The organism is Rhodoferax potami (assembly GCF_032193805.1).
GTDB lineage: Bacteria > Pseudomonadota > Gammaproteobacteria > Burkholderiales > Burkholderiaceae_C > Allorhodoferax > Allorhodoferax potami_A.
Genome location: NZ_JAVBIK010000001.1, coordinates 3,106,793 through 3,121,605, shown reverse-complemented (window position 1 = coordinate 3,121,605; position 14,813 = coordinate 3,106,793). Strand labels below are relative to the sequence as shown.

The 14,813-nt window shown below is 60.8% G+C and carries 10 protein-coding genes; 5 read left to right on the top strand and 5 right to left on the bottom strand.

The genetic code is table 11. The features are described 5' to 3' along the window. Nucleotides 1-31: 31 nt before the first annotated feature. A complete protein-coding gene (gene polA, locus RAE19_RS15030) occupies nucleotides 32-2,827 on the bottom strand; it encodes a DNA polymerase I (RefSeq protein ID WP_313875648.1) in 2,796 nt (931 codons plus the stop codon). A 154-nt stretch (nucleotides 2,828-2,981) separates the two neighbouring features. Here polA and RAE19_RS15025 point away from each other — a divergent pair, with 154 nt between their 5' ends. After that, entirely contained in the window at nucleotides 2,982-3,977 is a 996-nt protein-coding gene (locus RAE19_RS15025; RefSeq protein WP_313875647.1) for a homoserine kinase, read from the top strand. Then, complete coding sequence (locus RAE19_RS15020) at nucleotides 3,974-4,765, top strand: BPSS1780 family membrane protein (protein ID WP_313875646.1); 792 nt, start codon at nucleotides 3,974-3,976, stop codon at nucleotides 4,763-4,765. Before RAE19_RS15025 ends, RAE19_RS15020 begins: the two co-directional genes overlap by 4 nt. Nucleotides 4,766-4,842: 77 nt before the next feature. Here RAE19_RS15020 and RAE19_RS15015 read toward each other — a convergent pair whose 3' ends face one another. Further along, entirely contained in the window at nucleotides 4,843-5,298 is a 456-nt protein-coding gene (locus RAE19_RS15015) for a tetratricopeptide repeat protein (RefSeq protein ID WP_313875645.1), read from the bottom strand. Between the two features lie 129 nt (nucleotides 5,299-5,427). Here RAE19_RS15015 and RAE19_RS15010 point away from each other — a divergent pair, with 129 nt between their 5' ends. Continuing rightward, the gene (locus RAE19_RS15010; RefSeq protein ID WP_313875644.1) at nucleotides 5,428-7,644 is read left to right on the top strand and encodes a PhoX family protein; all 2,217 of its coding nucleotides are present in this window, start codon (nucleotides 5,428-5,430) and stop codon (nucleotides 7,642-7,644) included. 131 nt (nucleotides 7,645-7,775) lie between these two features. Here the strand turns inward: RAE19_RS15010 and RAE19_RS15005 are convergent, their stop codons facing one another. After that, nucleotides 7,776-8,090, bottom strand: a complete 315-nt coding sequence (locus RAE19_RS15005) for an antibiotic biosynthesis monooxygenase family protein (RefSeq protein ID WP_430962578.1) — start codon at nucleotides 8,088-8,090, stop codon at nucleotides 7,776-7,778. 22 nt (nucleotides 8,091-8,112) lie between these two features. Beyond that, a complete protein-coding gene (locus RAE19_RS15000; RefSeq protein ID WP_313875643.1) occupies nucleotides 8,113-10,560 on the bottom strand; it encodes a UvrD-helicase domain-containing protein in 2,448 nt (815 codons plus the stop codon). Nucleotides 10,561-10,780: 220 nt separating this feature from the next. Here RAE19_RS15000 and RAE19_RS14995 point away from each other — a divergent pair, with 220 nt between their 5' ends. After that, entirely contained in the window at nucleotides 10,781-11,758 is a 978-nt protein-coding gene (locus RAE19_RS14995) for a GMP reductase (protein WP_087496927.1), read from the top strand. Between the two features lie 104 nt (nucleotides 11,759-11,862). Next, nucleotides 11,863-12,732, top strand: a complete 870-nt coding sequence (locus RAE19_RS14990) for an NAD(P)-dependent oxidoreductase (RefSeq protein ID WP_313875642.1) — start codon at nucleotides 11,863-11,865, stop codon at nucleotides 12,730-12,732. A gap of 97 nt (nucleotides 12,733-12,829) precedes the next feature. Here RAE19_RS14990 and RAE19_RS14985 read toward each other — a convergent pair whose 3' ends face one another. After that, the gene (locus RAE19_RS14985) at nucleotides 12,830-14,698 is read right to left on the bottom strand and encodes a DEAD/DEAH box helicase (protein WP_313875641.1); all 1,869 of its coding nucleotides are present in this window, start codon (nucleotides 14,696-14,698) and stop codon (nucleotides 12,830-12,832) included. Between the last annotated feature and the right edge of the window lie 115 nt (nucleotides 14,699-14,813).

Genomic DNA, 14,813 nt, shown 5'->3' with positions numbered 1-14,813 from the left:
TAGCAAATACCCGCTATCTGTATCCTCGGCACTAATGTGCCTTGTCCCAATTGGGGCCAACCCCTACTTCCGCCAACAAAGGCACTTTGAGTGCAGCCACCCCGGCCATCAGCGCGGGGATTTCAGTGCGGACCCATTCCACCTCTGCTTCGGGCACCTCGAATACCAATTCATCATGCACCTGCATGATCATCTTGGTGGACTTATTGTGCGCATCCAGCACCTGCTGTACTTTGACCATGCTCAACTTGATCAAATCTGCCGCGGTGCCCTGCATCGGTGCGTTGATAGCCGCACGCTCCAGCCCCGCCAGCTGCGCGCCCTTGGCGTTTTTGATGCCGGCAAGCTGCAGCCGGCGGCCGAACACCGTTTCCACATAGCCTTGGCGCTTGGCCAGCTCGCGAGTGGACTCCATGTAGGTTTTCACGCCGGGGTAACGCTCAAAGTAGCGCTGGATGTAGTTTTTGGCCGCCGTGTTGTCGATGCCCAAGTTGCGCGCCAGCCCGAAGGCGCTCATGCCGTAGATCAACCCGAAGTTGATGACCTTGGCGTACCGGCGCTGCTCGCTGCTCACCTGGTCCACCGGCACGCCGAACACCTCGGCCGCCGTAGCGCGGTGCACATCCAGCCCCTGATGAAAGGCGCCCAAAAGTGCCTCATCACCGCTGATGTGCGCCATGATGCGCAGCTCGATCTGGCTGTAATCGGCACTGGCAATCACGCTCCCTGCGGGTGCCACAAAGGCTTCGCGCACTCGGCGCCCCTCCGCGGTGCGGATCGGAATGTTTTGCAGGTTGGGGTCGTTGCTGCTCAAGCGCCCGGTCACCGCCACGGCTTGCGCGTAGTGCGTGTGCACACGGCCGGTGCGTGGCAAGGCCAGCTGCGCCAGCTTGTCCGTGTAGGTGCCTTTGAGCTTGGCCAGGCTGCGGTGCTCCAGCAGTTTGGCGGGTAGCGGATAGTCTTCTGCCAGTTTCTCCAGCACTTCTTCATCGGTACTGCGCGCACCGGTGGCGGTTTTCTTCACTACCGGCATGCCCAACTTGTCAAAGAAGATTTCACCCAGCTGCTTGGGGCTGCTCAGGTTGAAGGGTTGGCCGGCAATCTCGTAGGCCTCGGTTTCCAGTTGCAGGATGCGCTGGCCCAGTTCGTGGCTTTGAGCTGCCAGCGTGGGCGCGTCGATCAGCACGCCATTGCGCTCAATGCGGTACAACGCTTCGCTGCTGGCGATCTCCAGCTCGTAAATGAACTTCAGCTTGTCGTTAGCCTCGATCTGTGGCCAGAGGGCCAGGTGCACATCCAGCGTCTGGTCGGAGTCTTCACAGGCGTATTCGGCCGCCTTGTCAATGTCCACCTGGTCAAAACTGATCTGGTTCACGCCTTTTCCGCACAGGTCTTCAAAGCTGATGCCGCTGCGCCCCAGGTGGCGCTCGGCCAGGCTCGCAAGCCCGTGCGGCTTGTCGGCTTCGAGCACATAGCTCTGCAACATGGTGTCATGCGCATAGCCCTGCACTTCAATGCCATGGTTGGCAAACACATGGCGGTCGTATTTGATGTGCTGGCCCAGCTTCAAGGCTTGCGGGTTCTCCAGCCAGGGCTTGAGCTTGGCAAGCACCGCATCACGGTCCAACTGCTCAGGCGCTCCGGGGTAGCGGTGCGCCACCGGGATGTAAGCGCCTTTGCCCGGCTCGGTGCTGAAGCTGATGCCCACGATCTCGGCGCGCATTTCATCCAGCGAGGTGGTCTCGGTATCCAAGGCCGTCAACGGGGCCGCGTGAATGCGCGCGATGAGGGCATCCAAAGCCGCCAGTGAAAAGATGGTTTCGTATTCCACCGTACTCACGCGCGATGCAGGCGTAGCCGCTTCAACGGCAGGCTCGTCAAACAAGCCCGGCTCCGAGGTGCGCGCAGAGGGCGCAGGAGCGGCAGACGAAGCTTCAGCGCCACCTACGGACTTGGCCAGCCCCTTGAAGCCGTATTTCTCATAAAAAGCACGCAGAGCGCCCGTATCCTTTGCGCCCGCAGCTATCGAATCCATAGCAGGCAAGCCATCAACCCAACCCGTGAGGTCGCAGTCGGTCTTGATAGTCAGCAGCGTGCGGCCGGTGGGCAACCAGTCCAGCGCTTTGCGCAGGTTCTCGCCCACCACACCGCCGATGTTGGTGGCGTTGTCCATTACGCCTTGTAGCGAGCCGTACTGCTGCAGCCATTTCACCGCCGTCTTGGGGCCGACCTTGGCCACGCCGGGTACGTTGTCCACCGTGTCGCCCACCAGGGTCTGGTAATCCAGCATCAGGCGGGCAGGCACGCCGAACTCGGCCTCCACTCCGGCCAAGTCGCGGCGCTTGCCGTTCATGGTGTCGATGATGGTGATGTGCTCATTCACCAGCTGCGCCAAATCCTTGTCGCCGCTGCTCACAATCACCTCAATGCCTTGCGAAGCAGCGGTGGCCGCTAGCGTGCCGATCACGTCATCAGCTTCCACACCTGGCACGTCCAGCACCGTCCAACCCAGCAGGCGCACGATTTCGTGGATGGGTGCGATCTGACTGCGCAAATCGTCGGGCATCGGATCGCGGTGGGCTTTGTACTCGGGGTAAATCTCATCGCGGAAGGTCGGGCCTTTGGCGTCGAACACGCAAGCCACGTAGTCGGCCGGGTACTCCTTGCGCAGGCTGTTCATCATGTTGATCATGATGCGCACCGCACCGGTTTTCTGGACAGTGCCGTCCGGCAGCGTCACGCTCATGCTGTCCCCGCCGGCAAAAAAGGCGCGATACAAATAGCTGGAGCCATCCACCAGCAGCAGGGTTTTCTTGGGTTCGGTCATAAATAGTATTGTGCCCCCACGCTCCGCCGCTTCGCGGGTCGCTGCCCCCCAAGGGGGCGCATCCGCCTTGGGGCGGCCCGGCGGCGGATGTTGTGCCCCGCGCAGGGCAAGGTCTCGCTCACGTCGGAGTGCCCCGCCACCCTACAATTGCGCCATGGCGGTTTACACAGAGGTCTCGCTTGACGAGGCCAGCACTTTTCTTTCCTCCCTGCAATTGGGCACTCTCCAAACCATGGAGGGCTGCTCCGGCGGCATTGAGAACACCAACTACTTTGTCACTACCGATCAGGCGCCCTATGTGCTGACCCTGTTCGAACGGCTGACGGCGCAGCAGTTGCCGTTTTACCTGCGGCTGATGAAGCACCTGGCGTTCCATGGCATCCCCGTGCCGGACCCTGCAGCCAACCGCGATGGCGATGTGTTGCACAGCCTGAACGGCAAACCTGCCGCCGTGGTGAACCGCCTCAAAGGCAAGAGCGAATTGAGCCCCAACGTGGAACACTGCCAGCAAGTGGGCGCCATGCTCGCACGCATGCACCTGGCCGGCCGCGACTTCGGCATGCAACAGCCCAACCTGCGGGCGCTTGCTTGGTGGAATGAGACAGTACCAGTGGTGCTGCCACACCTTGAAGCGCCCCTCGCTGCGCTGATCCAGAGTGAGCTGGCTTACCAGAACCATGTCGCCGCACAGAGCGCCTACACCGCCCTGCCGCGCGGCGCTATCCACGCAGACTTGTTCCGCGACAACGTGATGTTTGACAAGGTGAATGGCGAACCCCGCCTCAGCGGTTTCTTTGACTTTTACTTTGCCGGCACCGATGCCTGGCTGTTCGATCTGGCGGTGTGCCTCAACGACTGGTGCATAGACCTGCCCACCGGAGTCGCCGATCTGGAGCGCAGCCGCGCTTTTGTCCAAGCCTACGAAAGCGTGCGCCCCTTGACACCCCAAGAGCGCGAACTGTTCCCCGCGATGTTGCGGGCCGGCGCACTGCGCTTCTGGCTCTCGCGCCTGTGGGATTGGTACCTGCCGCGCGAAGCCTCGATGCTCAAACCCCACGACCCGACCCACTTTGAGCGGGTGCTGAAGCAACGTATTGCGTCGCCCCTCACGCTGTCCACCTTCATGAATCCAGAGCCGCACACCGCATGAAACTCCAGATCGTCCCTCCCCGCCAAGGTGTCCTTTGGTTCAAGCAAGGGGTGCGCACCTTTTTGCGCCAGCCCCTGGCGTTCACCGGCCTGTTTTTTATGTTCATGGCGGCGGTATCGCTCTTGAGCCTTTTGCCGGTGATCGGAACACCTTTGGCGCTGGCCTTGTTACCGGCAGCTACCCTGGGGCTCATGGCAGCCACGCAGATCGCTGAGCAAGGGCAATTCCCGATGCCCCAAGTGCTGATCGCCGGCTTCCGCGCCGGCAAAGACCGGCTGCGCTCCATGGTGGTACTGGGCGTGCTCTATGCCGTGGGTTTTATATTGGTCATGGGCATTTCTGCCACGGTGGACGGCGGGCAGTTTGCCCGCGTGTATCTGCTGGGCGGTGAGCTGTCTCCCGAGGTTGTGCTGCAAGGCGATTTTCAGTCTGCCGCCTTGGTGGCCATGGTGCTGTATTTGCCCTTGTCCTTGCTGTTTTGGCATGCGCCGGCGCTGGTGCATTGGCATGGCATCACCCCCATGAAGAGCCTGTTTTTCAGTGCCGTTGCTTGCTTGCGAAACTTCTGGGCTTTTACGGTATTCGGCTTGGTTTGGATGGCCGCGTTTCTCGGGGTCGCCATGAGTGTGGCGATTTTGGTGAGTTTGCTAGGTAGCCCCGCCCTGATTAACGCCATCATGTTCCCGGCGGGCCTCGCCTTGGCGACCATGTTTTTCACCTCGTTTTACTTTACCTTCCGGGATTGCTTTGAAGCGCCCACTACGACTAAGCCGGAACCCGGGGCCTGAGTCGTACTTGTAGCGCCCTCTCACCTATGAGGGGGCAACACTGCAAGGGGGCCACGCCCCCCTGCCGGACCTGAGGCTCAAGGGTTGGCCTTGCGGTAAGCCGCGATGGCTTTTTCCAAGTCTTGGTACTCCTCGCACGAGCGATTGCCACAAATCTTTTCAAGATCGGCCAAATGCTGTTCAGCCTGCGCGGGTTTGCGGTCCATCAGGTAGGCCTCGCCGATGTACTCATGGGCGCCCTTGTGCTGTGGGTTGAGCCTGAGCGCGATCTTGTAATGCTCAAAGGCCTTGGCAAGGTCTGGCTTGTCCTGCTTGCGGTACGAAAACGCCAGCAAGTTGTGGGCATCCGCGTTACCGGGCTCTTCTGACACCACCTTTTGGGTTTCGAACTTGGCGGTTCGCCAATCCGATTTGGCAATCGCATCCCGCGCCGCTTTCATGCGCTGATTGACTGTGGGTACGTTCATCACAGGGGTATCTGCGGCATGTGCGAAGCCACTAACCAACAGCATTGCCAACAACAACTTTTTCATGAGTGCTCCAACAGAAAGGGGAGTACCAATGTAGCCATTTTGGAATACCCGAGCACAGGTGCATGTGTCACAAAGCTGAAACATCAACGTCGCACATTAACGGAGCTAATTTAACTTGAGGCACCTAGCATGACCGACAACACCCGCTCCTCCAGCGACATTTTCAACAACGAAGACTCCAACACCACCGCAAACCCGCATATCGACCAGATCATGTCGGCCCGCCTGAACCGCCGCGGCCTGCTGCTGGGCGGCATGGGCGCAGCAGCCACCTCGCTCTTTGGTGCTGGCGCGCTCACCGGATGCGCAACCGCATCCACCAGTGCTGGCGCTGCGACCGGCATGGCGGCACCGCTCTCCTCGTTGGGTTTCACGGCTGTTGGCAAGAGCTTGGCTGACAAGGTGGTGGTGCCTGCAGGCTACGACGTGCAGGTCATTTATGCACTGGGTGACCCACTCAAGGCCAGCACTCCTGCCTTCAAGAACGACGGCACCGACACCGACTGGGACAACCGCGCTGGCGACCACCACGACGGCATGGAGTACTTTGGTTTGGATGCTAACGGCAAGCCTTCTGCCAACGGCATCAGCCGCGGCCTGTTGGCGGTGAACCACGAAGCCACCACGGACCAGAAACTAAGCTCCTTCTTCATTCACGCCAACGGCGGCGCAAGCACCCTGCCCCGCCCCGCCGCGGAAGTGGAAAAAGAACTGTCCATCCATGGCCTGTCGGTCGTGGAAGTTGAAGCCAAAGCCGGCCAGTGGAGCTACAAGCAAGCTTCCAACTACAACCGCCGCATCACCCCCACCACCGAAGTCATCATCAGCGGCCCCGCCAAAGGCAGCGAGCACCTGGTGACCAAATTCAGCCCCGACGCTACCCGCGCTCGTGGCACCCTGAACAACTGCGGTACCGGTAAGACACCTTGGGGCACCTTTGTGTCCGGCGAAGAAAACTGGTTCGGCTACTTCCACCGCGATGCCAAGGACGATGACCGCCGCGGCAAAAAGGACAAGTCAGTCACTGGCTTGGTGCGCTACGGCCGCCCTGCCGGTGCTGCCAGCCGCCATGGCTGGGAGAGCGCAGGCGCTGACGACAAGTTTGTGCGCTGGAACAACGGCGCGTTGGCCGCCAACGCCAGAGCCGACTACCGCAACGAAATGAACACTTTCGGTTTCGTGGTGGAAATGGACGCCTACGATGGCCAGCAATTGGTGCGCAAGCGCACTGGCTTGGGCCGATTCGCCCACGAAAGCGTGAGCTTTGCCAAGGCCGTGGCCGGTCAACCTATCGTGGCCTACATGGGTGACGATTCCCGCGGCGAATACATGTACAAGTTTGTGTCCGCAGCCAAGTGGGACGCTGCTGACGCCAACGCCAGCAACCGCATCGCTGTGGGCGACAAGTACCTCGACAAGGGCACTTTGTTTGTCGCAAGCTTCAAGGACGACGGCACTGGCACCTGGATTGAGTTGTCGATGAATAACCCCATCGTTGCAGCCAACCCCGACTTCGAGTTCAAGTCCGACGCCGACGTGGCCATCTTCACCCGCTTGGCTGCCGATGCGGTCAGCGCAACCAAGATGGACCGCCCTGAGTGGGGTGGCATCAACCCACGCACCGGCGACTTCTACATGACGCTGACCAACAACAGCAACCGCACCGTCGACGGCGACATGGGTGCAGACGCTGCCAACCCGCGCGTCTACAGCGACATGAAGAACGGCAAGGAAAGCAAGGGCAACGTGAACGGCCACATCATCCGCGTGGCTCAAGCCAACCCGGCTGACACCGCCTTCAAGTGGGACATCTACTTGTTTGCCTCGGAGGCTGATGCCGATAAGACCAAGGTCAACCTGTCCAACCTGACCGACGAGAACGACATGTCTGCCCCCGATGGCTTGGCTTTCAGCCCCGCCACCGGCTTGTGCTGGATCCAGACCGACGACAGCGCCTACACCGACAAAACCAACTGCATGTTGCTGGCCGGCATCCCCGGCAAGGTGGGCGATGGCGGCAAGAAGTCTCTGAGCTACAAGCGCCCGGACGGCAGCGAAAAGCGTGTGGATACCTACATGGGCAAATCCCAGTCCCCTGACATCCTCAAGCGTTTCCTGGTCGGCCCCGTGGACTGCGAAATCACTGGACTGTGCGAAACACCGGACGGCAAGGCCTTGTTCATCAACATCCAGCACCCCGGTGAAAACACACCGATGGCTGAAGTTGGCAACCCCGCCAAGTACACCAGCCAGTGGCCTGCCAACGCAGGCTACGGAGCTGGCAAGCGCCCTCGCTCCGCCACCATCGTCATCACCAAAAAAGATGGCGGCGTGATCGGTAGCTAAGCAGCACCGGCGTCCCGTGCGGCATAAAGCCGCACAAACACCAAATAGCGGCCTGCAGTGATGCAGGTCGCTATTTTTTTGATAGCTACTAGCGTAATATTTGCGAGGGCTAAAGCCCTATTTGGTACAAATTAGAGAGCGTAGTCCCGCTCCACTTTGGCAATACGGGTCTTGAAGGCCGCGTACCACTTTTCGTGGCCCAGTTGCTGGGCAACCTGGTGCTCGGCATGGGCCTTCCAGGCGCGGATGGACTCGAGATCTTTCCAGTACGACACGGTAATGCCTAGCCCGTCGCGCGCAGATTCCACGCCCAGAAAACCGGGCTGTTGCGCGGCGAGCGCCACCATCTTTTCGGCCATGTCGCCATAGCCCTCATCGACAGCGGTGCGCAGGCTGGTGAAGATGACGGCGTAGTACGGCGCCGGTGGGGTGTTGGCAATGTCCAGGCTCATCGGGGTCTCCAGAAAGTCAAGGTACCGGTGTGAGTTTGGCCACGCTCAGGGCCAGCCACTTGGTGCCGTGGCGGGGGAAATTGATCTGCGCACGCGCGTCGTCGCCAGCACCCTCCAGAGTGAGCACGGTGCCCTCGCCGAACTTGGCATGGAACACCTTTTGCCCCTTGCGCAGGCCGGTGGGCTCTTCTTTGCGCACCACTTCCTTCTGCGGGGCCGAATACGAGCCAAATGTGCTTCCAGCGCCTGTGGGGTATGCGCGAGCAGCTCCTGAATTTGTAGCATAGCCTCCGCCACCCCAGCTGTTGCCGGAGCCGCCGCCATAGCTTCCACCGCCGAAGCCTCCGCCCAAACCACCACCTGCGGGCATCGCCTGCTGCTTGGGTGTGAGGTACTTCAGGCATTCCTCGGGCAGCTCGTCAAAAAAGCGGCTCTTGAGGTTGAAGCGCGTCTGCCCGTGCAGCATCCGGGTTTGCGAATGGCTAAGGTACAGCCGCTTGCGCGCGCGGGTGATGGCAACGTAGGCCAGGCGGCGCTCCTCCTCCAGACCGTCGTGGTCGCTCATGGAGTTCTCGTGGGGGAACAAGCCCTCTTCCATGCCGGTGATGAAAACGCAGTCGAACTCCAAGCCCTTGCTGGAGTGCACGGTCATAAGTTGGATGGCGTCCTGCCCTGCAGCGGCCATGTTGTCTCCCGCTTCGAGCGCGGCGTGGGTCAAGAAAGCTTGCAGGGGTGAGAGGGTTTCGCCGGTGTCGCCAAATTCATCGGGTGCAGTTTCCAGCGCATCACCACTCAAGCCCTGGCTGGCCGGGCTCTGGCTCAACAAAGCTTCGGGGCTGCTGACCAGCGGCGCCATGCCGGGGGCTTCGCGGCCGAAGCCTTCTTGCATGACAAAACTTTCAGCGGCGTTGACCAGTTCGTCCAAGTTCTCGACGCGGTCTTCGCCTTCACGCTCATTGCGGTAGTGCTCCAGCAGGCCGCTGTGCTCAAGCATGAGCTTGATGATGTCTTTGAGGTTCAGGTCGGCGGTCTGCTCGCGCATAACGTCGAGCTTGGCCACAAAGCCGGCAATCACGGCGCCGGGGCGGCCTGTGAGTGTGCTGACCGCGTCGTGCAGTGAGCAGCCGGTGGCGCGGGCCAGGTCTTGCAACTGCTCGATGCTGCGCGCTCCGATGCCGCGCGCCGGGAAGTTCACCACCCGCAGAAAGCTGGTGTCGTCGTTGGGATTCTCTAGTAGGCGCAGGTACGCCAGCGCGTGCTTGATTTCCGCCCGCTCGAAGAAGCGCAGGCCGCCATACACGCGGTAAGGGATACCGGCGTTAAACAACCCGGTTTCAATCACCCGGCTTTGCGCGTTGCTGCGGTAGAGCACAGCAATTTCGGAGCGCGGCACATCGTCGCGGATGAGCTGCTTCATCTCGTCCACCATCCACTGCGCCTCGGCAAAGTCGCTGGGCGCTTCATACACCCGTACCGGCTCGCCGGCGCCCTGCTCAGTGCGAAGGTTTTTGCCCAGACGGCGGCTATTGTGGCTGATGAGCGCGTTGGCGCTGTCCAGAATGTTGCTGTAGCTGCGGTAGTTCTGCTCCAGCTTGATCTGCTGGCGCACCGCAAACTCGCGCACAAAGTCGGTCATGTTGCCTACTCGCGCGCCGCGGAAGGCGTAAATGCTCTGGTCGTCATCGCCTACCGCCAGCACCGAGCCACCGTCACTGCCGCCCTGCCCCACGCCGGCGATCATCTTGATCCAGGCGTATTGCAGCTTGTTGGTGTCCTGAAACTCGTCGATCAGGATGTGGCGGAAGCGCCGCTGGTAGTGCTCGCGGATGGGTGCGTTGTCGCGCAGTAGCTCATAGGAGCGCAGCATCAGCTCGCCGAAGTCCACCACGCCTTCACGCTGGCACTGGTCTTCGTAGAGCTGGTAGACCTCAATTTTCTTGCGGGTGTCCGGGTCGCTGGCCACCACGTCCTTGGGGCGCAGGCCCTCTTCCTTGCAGTTACCGATAAACCAGCCCAACTGCTTGGGCGGAAAGCGCTCGGTGTCCATGTTGTACTGCTTGCACAGCCGCTTGAGGGCGCTGAGCTGGTCCTGCGTATCCAGTATCTGGAAGGCCTGGGGAAGGCCAGCGTTTTTGTAATGCGCGCGCAAAAACCGGTTGCACAGGCCGTGGAAGGTACCAATCCACATGCTGCTCACATTCACTGGCAATATGGCGGAAAGACGTGTCTTCATCTCCTTGGCCGCCTTGTTGGTAAAAGTGACCGCCAAAATGCCGCCAGGCGAGACGTAGCCGTTCTGCAATAGCCAAGCGATGCGCGTGGTCAGCACCCGCGTTTTGCCGGACCCCGCCCCCGCCAGAATGAGCGCGTGCTCGGCGGGCAGCGTGACAGCGGCCAGCTGCTCAGGGTTCAGGTTGTGTAACAAGGGGGGGGGTGTGGAGCCAGCGGCGGCGAAAGAATGCATGCACCGATTGTAGAAAGGCCGCGGCTCCTCAACTGCACGGCAGACGATTCCCCTGCGCACTACGTTTTGACCGCCATAAGCAAATTCATATACCGGGCCGGCCGCAACCTTTCTACAATCAAGCACCGGGCCCAAGCAATTGGCACCCGGTTTTTTTATGGCCGGTGCCAGTCCAAGTGCTCAGTGTTTTGTATTGAAACTTTGGATAGGAGCTTGGACCATGGAAATTTTTGACTACGACAACATCCTCTTGCTGCCCCGCAAATGCCGGGTGGAGAGCCGTTCTGAATGCGATGCCGGCGTCGAGCTGGGCAGCCGCAAATTCCGTCTGCCGGTCGTCCCCGCCAACATGAAAACCGTAGTGGACGAGTCCATCTGTGAATGGCTGGCGCGCAATGGCTACTTCTACGTGATGCACCGCTTTGATCTGGACAACGTGAAGTTCGTCCAGGAGATGCACGCCAAGGACCTGTTTGCCTCCATCTCGCTGGGCGTGAAGAAGCCGGACTACGCCACGGTGGACCAGCTGGTAGCACTGGGCCTGACGCCCGAGTACATCACTATCGACATCGCCCACGGCCATGCCGACAGCGTGCGCGACATGATCATCTACCTCAAGAAACACCTGCCAGGCAGCTTTGTGATCGCCGGCAACGTGGCCACGCCCGAGGCGGTGATCGACCTGGAAAACTGGGGTGCGGACGCCACCAAGGTCGGCGTGGGCCCGGGCAAGGTGTGTATCACCAAGCTCAAGACCGGTTTCGGTACCGGCGGCTGGCAGCTCAGCGCGCTCAAGTGGTGTGCCCGTGTAGCCACCAAGCCCATCATTGCCGACGGCGGCATCCGCAGCCACGGCGACATTGCCAAGAGCATCCGCTTCGGCGCGAGCATGGTCATGATCGGCTCCCTGTTTGCAGGCCATGAAGAGTCCCCCGGCAAAACGGTGGAAGTCGATGGCGCCATGTTCAAGGAGTACTACGGCTCGGCCAGCGACTTCAACAAGGGCGAATACAAACACGTCGAAGGCAAGCGCATCCTGGAGCCGATCAAGGGCAAGCTAGCCGATACGCTGATTGAAATGGAGCAGGACGTGCAAAGCTCCATCAGCTATGCCGGTGGCAAGAAGCTCATGGACATCCGCAAGGTGAACTACGTGACCCTGGGCGGCGACAACGCGGGCGAACACCTGCTGATGTAAGCCCCTGCCGTGAAGGCTGTCAGCACCTCGACAGCCTTCACGGTACAAACCCTCTCCCCCTCACGGGGCGGCGCTATTCTCAGGTGCAGGAGCACACTGACACCATGAAAATAGCACTTCTCGGCATCGGTCTCATGGGGTTCCCCATGGGGCGCCGCCTTTGTGAAGCCGGCCACACGGTCCACGTCTGGAACCGTACCCCCGCCAAAGCGGAACGTCTCATCGCATTCGGCGCCACTGTCCATCCCACAGCCGCCCATGCCGTTGCCGAAGCAGACATGGTCATCACCATGCTGGACCACGGCGGCATCGTCAGCCACGTGTTGTTTGAATTGGGCGCGGCAGACGCTATTCCGCAGGGCACGCTGCTGGTGGACATGTCGTCCATCAAACCCGTAGAAGCCCGCGACCATGCCGCCCGCCTGAGCGAGCGCGGTGTGGACTACCTGGATGCACCTGTCTCCGGCGGCACGCTGGGGGCCGAGCAAGGCACGCTGGCCATCATGGCCGGTGGCAAGGCCACCAATTTCGAGCGCGCCATGCCGGTGCTCAAAATCTTCGGGCGCCCCACCCACGTGGGGCCCATCGGCTCCGGCCAACTCACCAAGCTGGCCAACCAGATGATCGTAGGCGCCACCATCGGCATCGTGGCAGAAGCCCTGCTGCTCTGTGAACGCGGCGGTGCCAATATGGGCAAGGTGAAAGAAGCCATCACCGGCGGTTTTGCGGACAGCCGCATCCTGCAAGTCCACGGCCAGCGCATGGTCGACCGCGACTTTGCACCCCGCGCCCGCATGACCGTGCAGATCAAGGACCTGCGTAACGCCTTGGCCACGGCCTCTGAGGTCGGCTTTGATGCGCCAATTACTACGTTGTTTGAAAAGCTATATGCCGAAGGCATCGAGCACGGCCTGTCCGACCTGGACCACGCCGGCTTGTTTGTGGAACTGGCGAGCCGCAACGGCATGGCCTGACACACCACCAGCACCGGTCTGCACAACGCCAAGTGCCAAGTAAAAAAGCCCCGCCGGCTCGCGCCGCGGGGCTTTTGGTTATCTGCCGCTTGGCAGATTAGTCGAAGTTGCGTGCCGGACGCTTCTTGGCATCGCGGGGCACGAAAACCTTGCCGCCGTTACCAGGCTTGGCAAAACCAGCAGGCTTGCGGGCTGCAAAGTCGCCACGTGGGGCACCAAAGTCACCGCGAGGTGCGCCGAAATCGCCACGGGGAGGACGTGCATCACCGCGGGGCGCGCCTTGGCCGGCAAAGCGGTCGTTGAAACCACCCTTACGCTCGTAGCTGAAGCCTTCACGGGAAGCGCCACCGAAATCACGGGAGTTTTCACCGAAACCACGGTTGCCGCCGCCCTCAGGGCGTCCGCCGAAACCGCGCACCGCACCGTAGCCACCGTCACGGGGAGCGCCATCGCGCTGTCCACCACCAAAGCCGCCTTCACGTGGGCCACCGAACTTGCGTTCGCGAGGCTGGAAGTCACCACCGCGGCCACGGCCACCGAAGCTGGGGCGCGACTCAGGAGCGCGCTGCTGGGGTTCCAAGCCGGGGATAGTTTCTGGCTTAATAGGCTGACGGCTGTAAGCCTCGATGTCGAAAATCTTGCGACGGTCGCGGAACTCAGCGAATGTCACAGCCAAACCATCACGACCGGCACGACCGGTACGACCGATACGATGGGTGTAGTCCTCAGCCTTCATCGGCAGACCGAAGTTAAACACGTGGGTGATGGTGGGCACGTCGATACCGCGAGCAGCCACATCGGTAGCCACCAGAATCTGCACCTGACCTTGGCGCAAAGCCATCAGGCGGCGGTTACGCAGGCCTTGGCTCAGGGCGCCGTGCAGGGCCACAGCGGAGAAGCCGTCTTGCTGCAGGTCGTTGGCCAAGCCATCGCACTCGATCTGGGTGCTGGCAAACACAACTGCTTGGTTAATTGTGGTGTCACGCAGCCAGTGGTCCAGCAGCTTGCGCTTGTGCTGGGCGTTGTCAGCCCAGAACAGCACTTGCTTGATGTTGGCGTGCTTTTCCTGGGGGCTATCGATCGTCACGCGCTGGGGTTCGCGCATCACACGGGCAGCCAATTGCTGGATGCGGGGTGCGAAGGTGGCGCTGAACATCATGGTCTGCTTGCGGTCGATGGTGAGCTGGTTGATTTCAGCCAAGTCATCGGAGAAGCCGAGGTCCAACATACGGTCGGCTTCGTCCACCACCAGGAACTGGACTTGGTCCAGCTTGATTTGCATGGAGCGTTGCAGATCCAGCAGACGGCCGGGGGTCGCCACCACCAAGTTGGCGTTTTGCAGCTTGGCAATTTGCAGCTGGTAGGGCATGCCACCCACGATGTTGGCGACGCGCAGACCACGGCAGTGTTGCACCAGGTCAATTGCGTCATGTGCCACTTGCTGGGCCAGTTCACGGGTAGGGCAAACGATCAAAGCGCCAGGAGTAGGAGCCTTGAAGTTGCGGGGGTTGGTCGGGTCTTTGCGCTTGGCACGCTTGGGAGCGGGTTCGCCCTTGGCAGCAGCATCGGCGCACGCTTGTTCATACTCAGCGCGCTCAGCCTCTTCGGCTTCAGCCTGCTGAGTCAACAAGGTGTGCAACACGGGCAACAGGAATGCGGCAGTCTTACCGGAACCGGTCTGGCTGGACACCATCAGGTCGACAAATTTGCCGGCCTTGTCGGAACCCACGCCTGCCATGGCCATAGGGATGGCTTTTTGTTGCACGGTCGTAGGCTGGGTGTAGCCCAGGTCTTTACACGCCTGCACCAAAGCGGGCGCCAATCCGAGCTCGACGAAACCGTTAGGGGCCTCAGGTGCCGCAGCTTCTACAGCCTCGGACTCGATGGAAGTTTCCACGGATGTTGCGGAAACGGAAAGGTTTTCAGCAGGCGCGAATTCGCCTGTCACTTCAAAAGCGTCAGTCATATTTTTTCTCACACGAAAGCGCCGCAGGTTGTGCGGCTGCTCCGTCAATGGTTAAAAAACATCAACCATCAAACGGAACCTGCTCTGACCCGCCAAGGGGTTTCTCAGTGCTGGG

Excerpts from the sequence above, each read along its gene's own strand:
- polA (WP_313875648.1), bottom strand. The coding sequence starts at position 2,827 with ATGACCGAACCCAAGAAAACCCTGCTGCTGGTGGATGGCTCCAGCTAT.
- RAE19_RS15025 (WP_313875647.1), top strand. The coding sequence starts at position 2,982 with ATGGCGGTTTACACAGAGGTCTCGCTTGACGAGGCCAGCACTTTTCTT.
- RAE19_RS15020 (WP_313875646.1), top strand. The coding sequence starts at position 3,974 with ATGAAACTCCAGATCGTCCCTCCCCGCCAAGGTGTCCTTTGGTTCAAG.
- RAE19_RS15015 (WP_313875645.1), bottom strand. The coding sequence starts at position 5,298 with ATGAAAAAGTTGTTGTTGGCAATGCTGTTGGTTAGTGGCTTCGCACAT.
- RAE19_RS15010 (WP_313875644.1), top strand. The coding sequence starts at position 5,428 with ATGACCGACAACACCCGCTCCTCCAGCGACATTTTCAACAACGAAGAC.
- RAE19_RS15000 (WP_313875643.1), bottom strand. The coding sequence starts at position 10,560 with ATGCATTCTTTCGCCGCCGCTGGCTCCACACCCCCCCCCTTGTTACAC.
- RAE19_RS14995 (WP_087496927.1), top strand. The coding sequence starts at position 10,781 with ATGGAAATTTTTGACTACGACAACATCCTCTTGCTGCCCCGCAAATGC.
- RAE19_RS14990 (WP_313875642.1), top strand. The coding sequence starts at position 11,863 with ATGAAAATAGCACTTCTCGGCATCGGTCTCATGGGGTTCCCCATGGGG.
- RAE19_RS14985 (WP_313875641.1), bottom strand. The coding sequence starts at position 14,698 with ATGACTGACGCTTTTGAAGTGACAGGCGAATTCGCGCCTGCTGAAAAC.